This window comes from Melioribacteraceae bacterium 4301-Me, assembly GCA_041538185.1.
Taxonomy (GTDB): domain Bacteria; phylum Bacteroidota; class Ignavibacteria; order Ignavibacteriales; family Melioribacteraceae; genus Pyranulibacter; species Pyranulibacter aquaticus.
The window spans coordinates 213,843-226,642 of sequence record JBGORM010000002.1 but is presented as its reverse complement, the minus strand read 5'-3'; the positions used below and the strand labels follow the sequence as shown (position 1 = coordinate 226,642).

12 protein-coding genes are annotated in these 12,800 nt (G+C 33.8%); 3 read left to right on the top strand and 9 right to left on the bottom strand.

Annotation, left to right across the window (positions count from 1 at the left end; genetic code table 11):
* The first annotated feature begins 59 nt into the window (after positions 1–59).
* Positions 60–896 carry a cysteine peptidase family C39 domain-containing protein gene (locus ABRY23_04400; GenBank protein ID MFA3782287.1) on the top strand — a complete coding sequence of 279 codons (837 nt, stop codon included), beginning with the start codon at positions 60–62 and terminating at the stop codon, positions 894–896.
* A 43-nt stretch (positions 897–939) separates the two neighbouring features.
* Here the strand turns inward: ABRY23_04400 and ABRY23_04395 are convergent, their stop codons facing one another.
* From ABRY23_04395 to ABRY23_04355, 9 genes are all read right to left on the bottom strand, one after another.
* Positions 940–1,359 carry a cytochrome c gene (locus ABRY23_04395; protein ID MFA3782286.1) on the bottom strand — a complete coding sequence of 140 codons (420 nt, stop codon included), beginning with the start codon at positions 1,357–1,359 and terminating at the stop codon, positions 940–942.
* A 260-nt stretch (positions 1,360–1,619) separates the two neighbouring features.
* Positions 1,620–3,317 carry a dihydrolipoyllysine-residue acetyltransferase gene (locus tag ABRY23_04390; protein MFA3782285.1) on the bottom strand — a complete coding sequence of 566 codons (1,698 nt, stop codon included), beginning with the start codon at positions 3,315–3,317 and terminating at the stop codon, positions 1,620–1,622.
* 21 nt (positions 3,318–3,338) lie between these two features.
* Positions 3,339–6,038 (bottom strand): pyruvate dehydrogenase (acetyl-transferring), homodimeric type, encoded by a 2,700-nt coding sequence (gene aceE / locus ABRY23_04385; GenBank protein ID MFA3782284.1) that lies wholly within the window; start codon positions 6,036–6,038, stop codon positions 3,339–3,341.
* Positions 6,039–6,183: 145 nt separating this feature from the next.
* Positions 6,184–7,062 carry a cation diffusion facilitator family transporter gene (locus tag ABRY23_04380; protein ID MFA3782283.1) on the bottom strand — a complete coding sequence of 293 codons (879 nt, stop codon included), beginning with the start codon at positions 7,060–7,062 and terminating at the stop codon, positions 6,184–6,186.
* A gap of 5 nt (positions 7,063–7,067) precedes the next feature.
* Positions 7,068–7,505, bottom strand: a complete 438-nt coding sequence (locus tag ABRY23_04375) for a heme-binding domain-containing protein (protein MFA3782282.1) — start codon at positions 7,503–7,505, stop codon at positions 7,068–7,070.
* A 443-nt stretch (positions 7,506–7,948) separates the two neighbouring features.
* Positions 7,949–8,386 (bottom strand): response regulator, encoded by a 438-nt coding sequence (locus ABRY23_04370; GenBank protein MFA3782281.1) that lies wholly within the window; start codon positions 8,384–8,386, stop codon positions 7,949–7,951.
* Positions 8,371–9,477 carry an ATP-binding protein gene (locus ABRY23_04365; GenBank protein MFA3782280.1) on the bottom strand — a complete coding sequence of 369 codons (1,107 nt, stop codon included), beginning with the start codon at positions 9,475–9,477 and terminating at the stop codon, positions 8,371–8,373. Before ABRY23_04365 ends, ABRY23_04370 begins: the two co-directional genes overlap by 16 nt.
* Before the next feature lie 82 nt (positions 9,478–9,559).
* Positions 9,560–9,943, bottom strand: coding sequence for a hypothetical protein (locus ABRY23_04360; protein ID MFA3782279.1), 384 nt, complete (start codon positions 9,941–9,943; stop codon positions 9,560–9,562).
* A gap of 215 nt (positions 9,944–10,158) precedes the next feature.
* Positions 10,159–10,638, bottom strand: a complete 480-nt coding sequence (locus ABRY23_04355; protein MFA3782278.1) for a hypothetical protein — start codon at positions 10,636–10,638, stop codon at positions 10,159–10,161.
* A 727-nt stretch (positions 10,639–11,365) separates the two neighbouring features.
* Between ABRY23_04355 and ABRY23_04350 the strand changes: the two genes are divergently transcribed.
* Together ABRY23_04350 and ABRY23_04345 are read left to right on the top strand one after the other, a co-directional pair.
* Positions 11,366–11,788 (top strand): hypothetical protein, encoded by a 423-nt coding sequence (locus ABRY23_04350; GenBank protein MFA3782277.1) that lies wholly within the window; start codon positions 11,366–11,368, stop codon positions 11,786–11,788.
* Positions 11,789–11,803: 15 nt separating this feature from the next.
* On the top strand, positions 11,804–12,319 hold the full coding sequence (locus ABRY23_04345) for an RsbRD N-terminal domain-containing protein (GenBank protein ID MFA3782276.1): 516 nt from the start codon (positions 11,804–11,806) through the stop codon (positions 12,317–12,319).
* Positions 12,320–12,800: the final 481 nt, after the last annotated feature.

The window sequence follows — 12,800 nt, the reverse complement described above, 5'->3', positions numbered from 1 at the left end:
TGTTTTGCTTATCAAAAGTTTTATTATTTTTACACCCCAATAAAAGTGCTAATTTTTCGATGAGTTTTTATCCACAGCCAAATAAATATCAATGTGGTCCTTTCGCACTTAAGTATGCTTTGGTTATGCTTGGAGTATTTAAAGATGAAGATGAAATTGGAGTAATTGCAGGCAGTACTTGGTGGGCTGGCACAGATGAAATTGGTTTATCGCGCGCAGCAAGAAGATTTAAATGCAGAATGAAACACTTCCAATCGAGTAACCCAAACGACGCACGAAGAATGCTTGTAAGCGAGTTGAAAAAGGGCCATCCTTGTATATTAAGCGTGGATAACTGGGAACACTGGTGCACTGTAGTTAGTTACCAAAAAGGTAAGTTTGTAGTAATAGATAGTGAACCGGATAAAGTAATTACTATACTTTCTAGTTCTCAACTAGTAAGAAAATGGAGATATAAAGAAAAAGGAACGGATATTATCAGCTACGATGGTTATGCCCTCATTCCCAAATTTAAAGTTCATACAAGAGCTAAATTTACACCGGATAAAGCAAAATATATTATGTATGATAAAAACGATGACCTTGCAAAAAAATGGGACCAGTACACAAATGATTTAATTAATGTTTGCAGACCAAGGACAAAATTAAGTTACAAAATAATTACCTTTTCTGAATTTTTACGTAGAAACCAAATCAACCTGGTTAAACGTGTAGCAAACTGGCATGGTGAACCAACTTATTCTGAACTAAAAAAAATTCTTGCCAACATGAAATTTGTAGCTGAAGTTTACGACCTTGTTATTCCAGAAGATGAAGAGAAAAGAGCAACAATTGATATTGCTTCAATAATGATGATGTATTCTTGCGGAAAATATGGAATGGACCCAATCTACTAACCTGTCAACTCAAATTCCTGTTCAGTATATTACTCAATATTACTCAGCGCGATAACAAATAATCAGCTATTTTCCCTAAATCTTTGACATCAATGTTATTATATGATGGCATTATTACATTAGGATATTTAGCACGATACCCTTCAAAACGTTTGTCGCCTGCGTACGAAGAAGGATTCCTTAAATAATTTATCAAATTATCCCGCATCCAATTATTTTTAACAAACTCTAATGATGGCGCTAATTTTGTACCCTCTAAGTTTTCTCCATGACATGATATACATCCTAATTGAACGGTTAGCGTTTTCCCATCAGCATTTTCATTCACAGATTGTTCAGTTTCACTTAACATCCCCATTGGTATTTGAGATGGAGTTTCCTCTTTTTTTGTTGCTCTTCCTATTAAAAACAAAACGACAAAAACTACTAAAAAAGCAGCGAGCCATTTTTGTGCATTAGTCATTTTCCCTTCTCAATTTTTAATATAAACTTAGGCAGTAAAAATAAGATTAATCACTCTAATAAGACAAATATTTTATCATGCTAATGCATTAGGTTACTTTATCAATTAAAAGTTGATATAAAAAGAAAGTTTGCTACTAGACGAACTTAAAGTATAAGACTATTAACACAATGTACAACTACTTTTTCCCTTTTTTATAAAAAAGAGTGGTTATTGGTAATTACAAGAGGTAATTACAGTAAAATGTTAAAGAACCGGTATTATCCTTCAAGACTTAGAAGAAAAGGATTTTCGAGGGCATTAACAACCCATCTCAAGAATCTTATGCCGTCTGCACCATCAATAACACGATGATCGTAAGATAATGACAAAGGCATCATTAAACGTGGTTCAAATTTATTATTTATGTATCTCTGTTCGTAAGTTGCTTTTGAAACACCTAATATTGCGACCTCTGGTGAATTTACCACTGGTGTAAAATAGGTTCCACCTATTCCACCAAGATTAGAAATCGTAAAGCAGCCGCCTTGCATATCTTCGAGAGAAAGTTTTTTATCGCGTGCTTTCTTTGATATCTCAGCCAATTCCACTGAAAGTTGAATTATATTTTTCTTATCAACATTTTTTATAACTGGAACAAGTAACCCTTTTTCGGTATCGACCGCAACTCCAATGTTAAAATACTTTTTATAAATTATTTCTCCTTTAATCATATCAACACTAGAATTGAACTGAGGAAAGACTTTCAACGCGGAGGCAACAACTTTCAGTAATATTGCAGTTACTGTCAACTTACCACCTGCTTCTTCTGCTTTTTTACCAAATTGTTTACGAAGATTCTCAAGCTCGGTTATATCGGCTTTGTCGAATTGTGTTACATGCGGTATAGTCGCCCATGCATATGAAAGGTGTTCTGCTGTTTTACGTCTTACATTACTCATGGACTGGCGTTCAACTTCGCCCCATTTTGAAAAATCTGGCAATGCCTCTGATACAACACCAATACCAATCCCCCCTTTTGTAATTTGCTCGTTAATGCCTTTTGCATATGCTTTTACATCTTCGACTGTAATTCTCCCCGAGGGCCCGGTTCCCTTCACTTTATGAATATCAACACCAATTTCGCGTGCAAATCTTCGAACTGAAGGAGCGGCAGGCGCAATTAATGAAGGAACGGAAGGCAATTTGGCTTTAGCTTCAAAGTCATGTTTAATTTTGTCAACCACATCTGGCACGGTGGAGATTTCCGTGATATCGACTTGCTGTTCTTTAGATTCAGTTACAACAGTAGATGGTTGAGAGATTTTAGTCTCTGGTTCTTGTTGAGTTTCTTTCTCAGCTATTGAAGTGGTTTCAATGATAAAAACAACATCGCCAACTTTTACTTTATCACCCTCTTTAACTTTTACTTCCTTAATAATGCCTTCAATTTCTGATGGAACTTCCACTGTAGCTTTATCAGTTTCTATTTCAAGCACTGTTTGGTCTACTGAGATTTTATCACCTTTTGAAACCAGCACTTTTGTTATATCAGCCGATTGAACGTTTTCGCCTAAATTGGGGATTTTAAATTCATAAATACCGGCTTTAACACGCCTTTTATTAATTTCTTGTTCTACAGCTTTAGGTGTGGTTTCATTTATTTTTTTAATTGGTTCACCAGCAGTTACTTTTTCAGTTTTATTTCCATTCGCAGAACCTTTTATATCAGTCCTAGAACTGTCTTCTTCTAAGGTAAAAATTATTTGTCCTACTTTAGCTTTTGTCCCTTCTTTAACATGAATTTTTTTAATCACTCCATTTACATCAGAGGGTACTTCAATAGTAGCTTTATCAGTTTCAATCTCCAAGACTGGCTGATCAACTTTCACTTTATCACCTTCAGATACAAGTATTTTTAATATATCAGCCGATTCTATATTTTCACCAAGTTCAGGTAGTTTAAATTCTATAGTCATAATAACAATTCCTATTTTTTATCATGATTTAGCTGGATTAGGTTTATTTGTATTAATGCCAAGTTCTTTTAAGGCTTTTTTAAGAATTTCAGGCTTCAAAAGTCTTTCTTTCACTAATGAATATAATGAAGCATATGCAATATGTTTAGCATCAACCTCAAAGAAGTCTCTTAAAGCTGCTCTACTTTCACTTCTACCGAATCCAAAAGTCCCAAGCGTATGTAAAGGTCCAGGCAACCATTTAGCAATAGAGTCAGCAAGAATTTGTACATAATCTGAAGCAGCTACAAATATTCCTTTTTCCCCTTTTGTTACTTCACTTATGTATGGCAGCCGCGGTTTTTCATCTGGATGGAATAAATTCCATCTTTCTGTTTCTTGGGCATCGAGGTGCAAGTTTTTATAACTTGTTACACTCCAAACATCAGTAGGCACACCGTAATTTTTCTCGAGAATTTCTGCTGCTTTAACCGCTTCGTTTAAAATAGTTCCGCTACCCATTAAATGGACCTTTGCATCAAGCTCTTTTTTAGCTGAAGTTTTAGGTGTTATTGTTGAGGACTTAAACTTATACATTCCTTTCAAAATTCCTTCTTTAACTCCTTTAGGCATTTCAGGCTGAGGATAATTTTCGTTCATTACAGTGATATAATAGTAAACGTTTTCTTGTTTTTCATACATTCTGTAAATACCATCACGAATAATCACAGCAAGTTCATAAGCATAAGCTGGGTCGTATGCAATAAGGTTTGGAATTGGGTAAGCAAGTAAGTGGCTATGTCCATCCTGATGTTGTAATCCCTCACCTGCAAGAGTAGTTCTGCCTGCAGTAGCTCCTATCAAAAAGCCTTTGCAGCGCATATCACCGGCAGCCCATGCTAAATCGCCAAATCTCTGAAAACCAAACATTGAATAATAGGCAAAGAAAGGTATAGTATTAATTCCGTGAGTAGCATAGGCCGTCCCTGCAGCCATAAAAGATGCCATCGAACCGGCTTCGGTAATTCCTTCTTCTAAAATTTGTCCGTTTTTAGCTTCCTTGTAGTAAAGCAAACTATCTTTATCTACTGGTTCATAAAGTTGTCCTAAATGAGAATAAATTCCAATTTGTCTAAATAAAGCTTCCATTCCAAAAGTTCTTGCCTCATCTGGAACAATAGGAACTATAAGTTTGCCTACTTCTTTATCGCGCAGCAATTTAGCAAGTATTCTAACAAAAACCATTGTAGTGGAAACTTCTCTTCCTTCTGTGCCGGCATAAAATTCTTCAAATAATTCTTCTGATGGTGTTTGGATAGGCTGAGCTTTTACAACTCTTTTAGGAATATAACCACCTAAGACTTTTCTTCTTTCTTTCAAGTAGCGAATTTCCGGGCTGTCTTCCGGTGGTCTGTAGAAAGGTGCTTTAGCTACCTCATCATCAGAAATAGGTATTCCAAATCTAGTTCTAAATTCTCTAAGCTCTTCTTCATTTAATTTTTTCTGTTGATGAGTAATATTTTTACCTTCGCCGGCCTCGCCAAGACCATAGCCTTTTACAGTTTTAGCTAAAATAACAGTAGGTGAGCCTTTATGTTCTACAGCAGCTTTATAAGCGGCGTAAACTTTCTCTGGGTCATGACCGCCGCGTTTCATTTTTTCAAGGTGTTCATCTGTATAATGTTCGACTAATTTTAGCAACTCAGGATATTTTCCGAAGAAATGTTCGCGAACATATTTTCCACCATGAACAATAAAGTTTTGTGACTCGCCGTCAATAACTTCATTCATTCTTTTAACAAGCAATCCCGTTTTATCAGCTTCCAGAAGCGGGTCCCAATCACTACCCCAAATAACTTTTATAACGTTCCAGCCTGCGCCTCTAAAAACTGCTTCAAGTTCTTGAATAATATTTCCATTGCCTCTTACTGGTCCATCTAACCGTTGTAGGTTACAATTAATAACGAAAATCAGGTTATCGAGTTTTTCTCTGGCTGCTAATGATATTGCGCCTAAAGTTTCAGGCTCATCGGTTTCACCATCGCCTAAGAACGCCCAGACTTTAGCATTACTTGGTTTTTTCAGACCTCTGTCTTCAAGGTATCTTGAAAAGCGTGCTTGATAAATAGCTTGAATTGGACCCAGCCCCATTGATACTGTCGGGAATTCCCAAAAATCTGGCATTAACCAAGGATGAGGATAAGACGATAGACCGCCGCCAGGTCGTAATTCCCTCCTAAAGTTTTCAAGCTGTTCTTTGGAAATTCTTCCTTCTAAAAAGGCTCGCGCATAAAAGCCTGGAGATGCATGCCCTTGAAAGTAAATTATATCACCTTCACTATTATCGTCTTTGCCCCTAAAAAAATGATTAAACCCAATTTCATATAAAGTAGCAGCAGATGCATAAGTAGAAATATGCCCGCCTATGCCCGGTTCTTCTTTATTTGCTCTTACAACCATAGCCATAGCATTCCAGCGGATTAAGCTTTTTATTCTTCTTTCTATTTCTCTGCTGCCAGGGAATGGCGGCTGTTCTTTTGCTGGGATTGTATTAATGTAAGGTGTATTAGCCGTAAAAGGTAATTCAACACCAGATTCGTGGGCATACATATCGAGATCGTGCAAAAGTTGTTTAACTTTTTCGGGGCCGCCGGATTGCAGTACATATTCAAGTGATTCAAGCCATTCGCGCAGTTCTATTTCATCTATAATTTCTGACCCATTGTTTTTTATTTCGTTCATTTTATTTTTCCCCTAATTTTATTCAATTTTCACATTTAATTTGGATACGAGGTAATATTTACAATTCGGAAAGTAAATTTAAGAAAATATAGCATAAGAATGCTAATTGCCTATGTGTAAAAAGGATTATCGGTTTTAGATCTAATTATACATCGGGTTCTGTGTGAACTGTTACTTCAATTTTAGGTATTTTATTTTTTATTTGCTCCTCAACAATATGTGAAACAGCATGTGCCTGCTCAATTGTCATTTTTTTATCAACATGAATATTAATTTCTACAAATTTATATGGCCCGGATTCCCTGACTTTAATATTGTGGTGATATTTTACATCTTCAATTGCCGATACAATTTCATCAATTTGTTCTGTTAATCCTATTGGTGCTTTATCAACAAGTGCGTCAAAAGATTTTTTACCTAGTCTATAGGTAACCGATAGAACAATTAAAGCAACAATTAACGCAGCTATAGAATCTGCGTAAAAATAATTTAATGATGCACCAATCAATCCAAAAAGAACAACCATAGAACTCCATATATCTGTCGAAAAGTGAAGGGCATCGGCCTCAAGAGCTTGACTGTTATGTTTTTTAGCCACTTTATATAATGCACGTGAGCGTGTTGAGTCAATAACTACAGATATTATTACAACTGCAAAGCTCCAAAATGTAACTTCAATTTCAACGTTTTTTGTAATTATTCTTTTTACTGCTTCATAGATAATCCAAAAACATGTAATTCCAAGAAGACCTGTTTCGACAAGAGCTGAGTAGTTCTCAAACTTTCCATGACCGTATTGATGTTCTTTATCGGGTGGCAGGTCAGAATATTTTACAGCTAAAAAAGTAATTGTTGCAGCAAATAAATCTAACAACGAATGCAAAGCTTCTGATAAAATTCCCAAGCTGCCAGTAACCAATCCAACTATAAACTTCATAGTTGTTAAAAAGATAGCTGCAATTATAGAACTTACAGCAACGCGCCTTTTTTCTTTAATTGAAGTTTCTTCTTTCTGGCTATTCATTTTAATCAATAATCAAAAAAGTTATTTGAATTATTCAACCAGTTTTTTATAATATTTTTTTGTAATAAACTTAATTTTGCATTCGGATGCATGTACGTGTATATATCCAACGGCATTTCATCCTTACTAATTTGTTCCCAAATCTCTTCCCTTTTCTTGTCTTTTTTCTTTGTAGTTAGTTTTTCCCACTCAGAAAAATTTAAATGTTTTCTGCCCGACTTAACATCTTTTTCAACTAACCATGAAATAGGGGCAATGTAACTATACCACGGCCATTTTGTCTCGTTAGAATGACAGTCGTAACATGAATTTCTTAAAATTTTTTTCACATCAGGTGGAGCTTTAATTTCCGCTGCAACAGGCGGATTAGTTCTTTCCACATTTATAAATTGAATGGCAATTAAAGCGATAACGATTATGTATATAAAAAACTTCAATCTCATATTCCCCTCTAATTTTAGGATAATGCAATTTAAATAATTTGCAAAGAATATATAAAACGAAAAATCATAATTAATAGAAAACACTGAAAAATTATTCTTGAATAATTGCTCTAAGGAACTAAATGATAAGGTCAGCCAAACAAGATTTTTGTAGATACTGCCAATCTCAGCTTGGATTCAATAAAATGATTCTGAGATTATTTAGGGGGTCACCTAAAAAGTAATTAAAGAAACTACTTCAAATGTTACTTTTATCTAAAAGCAAGATAAATTTAGCAACCACAAATGACCTTTATGCCAGTAATGACAGAAACATGCTGTCTACTTTTAATTAGCAAATAGCTTAATTTCGATAGTCTACATCGGGGTCTCGTAAAGTTAATATCTCCGAGGTTTTTTTGATAATTAGCAAACTATAAAACCTCGGAGATTTGCAAACTATTTTAAGAAAACGAATAAGACTCCGCCGGTATATCAAAAGTTAATGTTTTGCCGCTTGTTTTAAGCAAATCTATTATAGCAACTAATAAAGTCTTTAAATCCGATGGTTTGCTTAAATACGCATCACAGCCAGCTTCCAACGCATTAAGCCTGTCTTGATATAATGCATGTGCTGTATAGCATAGTACGGGAATTTTAGCGTAAGCAGGGTTTCTTTTTAATTCTCTAGTAAGTTCCAATCCATTCTTTGCACCTCTAATTGAAATATCCATCAATATTAAATCGTACTTGTCTTTGTTAAGCAAGTCGTAAAACTCATCGGATGAATAGCAAGGAGTAATATCAAAATATTTTCTGAAATAGAGTAAGATTAACTTTTGATTGTCCGGGTCTTCTTCAGTAATAAGTATTTTAATTCTATTATTTATTGCGTTTTCCATTTTTTCTCTCCATTTAGGACTACCCTAAAAGTAGTACCTTTGTTTACTTGGGTTTGGACTTTAATTCTTGCTCTATTTAAATCCAAAAAGCTTTTAACGAGTGCAAGTCCTAAGCCAGTGCCATCATAAGCTCTTGTATATCCTGTTTGTTCTTGAGAGAAAGGAGTGTAAATATTCTTAAGATAATTTTCTGAAATGCCTATGCCGGTATCTCGAATATCGACGCAAACATTGGAATCCTCTTGAGAAATAATTATTTCCACCTCGCCTTCATTAGTAAATTTAATTGCATTATCAATCAAATTAGCGAATACTTGTACAATTGAATAATGGTCAACGTAAGCAATTGGATTTTCATCACCTTTATTAACTAAAGAAAAAGCGAGTTTCTTTTCTTCGGCCATTGACTTGAACTCGATAAAAAGCGTTTTTAATAAAGCGTAAATATTAACTTTCTCAAAACGCACGTCGTATCTTCCGGTTTGTACTTGCGACATATTAAGAAGCAAGTCAAAAGTACGATATAATCTCTTGCTGCTGTTTTTAATTGAACGGAAAATATCCACCAGCTCTTCTCTTTTTTCTTGTTTTAATTCGTCCATTAAATATTCAGCATAACCTTCAATAGCATTTAGTGGCGAACGAATCTCGTGAGAAATTTGAGCGAGGAAATTTTCCTTAATTTTTTTTGCTTCTTCTGCTCTTGCTAATGCTTCTTTTAATTCGGTTTCCTTTTTCTTTAAATCCGTTATATCTCTTCCGTAAACGTGACACATATTAAATTTAGCCACACCAGTTAAAATAAATTGATAATATCGCTCGTCAACAATCATTGTATTAGTAATTTGTCTTGTCTCTGTAATTAAATTATCAATATCAATATCACTAACAAACGAAAGAAGTTCTTTGACGTTTTCACCAAGTACATTTCTTCTATGGAATAATTTATGAGCTGCGTTATTAGCAAGTATAATTTTGCCGGTGTGGTCAAATCTGAAAATAGGATCAGGTGAAAGTTCAGCAAATAAAGCCATTAACTCTGCCTGCTGCAACCTTAAGTTTTCCTTCTCTTCCAAATGCTTCTTTTTCATTGGAATTATAACGTAACGGTAATATATATACGTTATCGCCATAACGATGACGACAAGAAGCAGCGAAAATACCAATGGGTTCTCAAAACTGAATAACGACTTTGGGGTTATCTTCTCTAAAGATTGAAAAGAAGAATCCAAAGAGTATTTGGAAGAATGTTGTAATATAAAAGAAAGCAATTGCATCAGTGAAACCAATTATTAAATTGAACATTTTCAACAGAGATGTAAACAAGTAAAATATCAGCATTAGTAAAAACAGATTTATTTTTTTGTCGTTGACAAAAGCTACAATAAAATCTTTCAGAATTATAAATATTATTATAAAATAATTAAGAACTACCACATACCTACGAACATTTTCTTCACTCGTAAGAAAGCCAATATAAACTATGACAAGCAAATATAAAACTAACCCTAATTTGTTCTTTCTTAATGTTGCTATATCCAATAAGCTTATAACCATCAATGCACTACTTAGGGGGTATATAAATGAGGATATAGACAGACGAAATAAACCACCAGTAATGAGAATAATAGGATCTGAAATTGCAAGTAATAAAAAAAAGAAAAAGAAGTGCGTCTTATATTGCCTTATAGAAGGGAAAATCCATAAAACAGTAGAAAGTAATAATAAGAAATAATATAATTTAGATGTATCCATTTATTTTATAAGAAATTTTAGTACGGACAAGATGGTGGGCAAACCCATGCCATCTCAGTTGTTGCATCATTATAAGTTACAGTAAGCGTACCACTTCTTTGCTCAATTAAAACATCACTTGTAGCTGTTGTGCTTTTATTTTTTATTCCCATAGTATTTGCACCCTTACTTAAAAGGTGTTTTAATACGCTTGTACTAACTACCCACATAGTTTCATCGCCATTAAATCCACCATCATCATTAAACAGTTTTTTGTGTTTATTGGCAAAATAAGCTTTACCGTTTTTGATGGTAAACATAAAATACTCTCCTGAGTTGTCGAGTAATTTTTTCAGGAATTTTGCATCAACTCTTACAGTTTGAGTAGGCTTACCAAAAAGTTCATTTGCCTCTCGAACGGTAAACTCTTTACCGATAATTGGACTCTGTCCATAATTGCTTGCAGTAAAAACACTGCAAACTAAAAGGGGTACTAATAAGAGAATTAATCTCTTCATGGCTGGGCTCCTCTTTTTTGTGATTAAATTAGTGAATTACCTCTCAGCAGAAACAACTATTTTATAATTTACAATATATGAAGTAATAGCAAAAAACTAAATCTTTTTTTAAATATTTTTGTTAATATCGTTTAAGGCTATTTTTTATTGTAAAAACTCACTTGTGATAGATAAATGGGCTGTGTTACCGAGCTCATATTGCAAATGAAAGGTGCTTGGGCGATGGGACCTCGCCCCTACATCTGATGAAATAATTTCAATAAATAATTTTTCAGAATCAAATCTGTCCAATATGACTTGTTTTTTCATCTATTTTGTGCGCTATTTTTTATTTTTGACAGCAGTGATCTGTCCAATATATTTTTTATTTTCTCCCTAAAGGGACTTAATCTATTCTTTGTTCTTTATCCTATAAATATTTTGTTCTGACGGGACAATAAAGCTTTGATTATCCTTAAACCAATGTAATCCCTTTAGGGATTATATAGTTATAGAATAAATAAATATCAAACTGAAGTTAAAAGTCCCGTAGGGACGAGATAGGGATTGATTTACAAGACAAGTAGAATAGTCCAAAATCATGAAGTTTTCTAAATTTATTTGGTAATTCATCCCTTCGGGATTTGATTTTAAAATTATTTTGGATAGCAGTGTTCAGAATATATCTTTTGTTTATTTTTATTTTTGTACATTCTTAAAAATATTGTAAATAGATTAAAAATTTTTAATGATGAAAAAGGTTTTTCCTTTATTAGCATTTTTTCTTTTAATTAACGGTTGTTCAAAAGAAAAAAATAAATTTGAGCTTTACAATCCACAAGCATTCGTTTTTAACTTAGAGCCCGGATGGGAACTGAATGCTTCGGTTAGAGCTAAAGGTTACTTTACAAAAGAGGATAATAATGAATTCAAAATTAACTTGATTTACAATGTAAACTTAGTATTGCCGAATACTGATACTTTAAAAAATGTTTTATCAGACACGTTAAAAAAATTATCAAGTGAAAAGTTATCTGATGTTGGCATCGATATACAAATTGAACTCGATTCCACTTATACCACAGGAAATTATAAGATTATTATTAATGCTAAAGATGCTTACTCTGGTCAAATTGCATCCGCTGAAAAAGTTTTTAACTTGACAAAATAAGAGGCAATAATAATTATGAATAAATTTGTTCATCTTGTAGAAAACAATGCCCATTTGCTTACAAGTCAATGGGTGGAAGAAGTAAAAAGAAATCCTTCAACAAAAGGTTATAGAAATTTATCGGAAGCCGAGCTGAGAAGTCGTGTTTTTGACGTTTACAAACGTTTAGGCGAATGGCTTCAAAGCGATGAAAATATTTATCAACAAACAGCACAACATTTTTTTAATCTTGGTAAAACAAGAGCAAAAGAGGGATTAAAAGTTAGCGAGGTTGTTTATGCATTAATTTTAAATCGGGTTATCTTGTGGAAATTTGTAATCAATAATGGAATTATCGATACAGCAATAGACTATCACCATGCAATTGACTTTTATCATAAAGTAACAAACTTTTTCGATAAAGCTGAATATTTTGTTTGCGTTGGGTACGAGACACTTGATAAGACAGCAGAGAAAAAATTGGAAGATGAAAATTTCTTTGAAGCTGCTGTTAGTGCAATTACTAATTGGGTTGTAAAAGAGCCAAAGTAAACTTCAAATTAACTTTAGCAAATACAGTTTTTGAATAATAATTTGTTGAGAGGTTACGTTTTTACTACAATGAAGCAGCTTTTTGTTTCAGTTTAATGCTGGTATGAGCCTACTGCTTAAGTGGACGAAGCAATTAACTAACAAATCATTAATTGTCATTAGTAGTGAAATGTAGTGAAGCAAAGTAATTCGATACAGAAAAAGTTTAACATTTATGTTTTGTTAGAGATGCTTGGGCTGGAGAACCCAGCCACTACAACTGATGAAAATTGATGATTCAATGGTTGTAGGGTCGAGGTCTTCCCACGAAGTGGTGCATTCGCATCGACCACCTGTCTCTTTATCATAATAAAAAACAATCGAGATTCGTAATGACGGCTCTCATTCTATAGTTGTTAAACTAGCTTTGTCCTGACTTAAATCGTTGAGTCTTGTAATGATGGTAATTCTTATGTTATTTATTATCACATTACAGCATGCT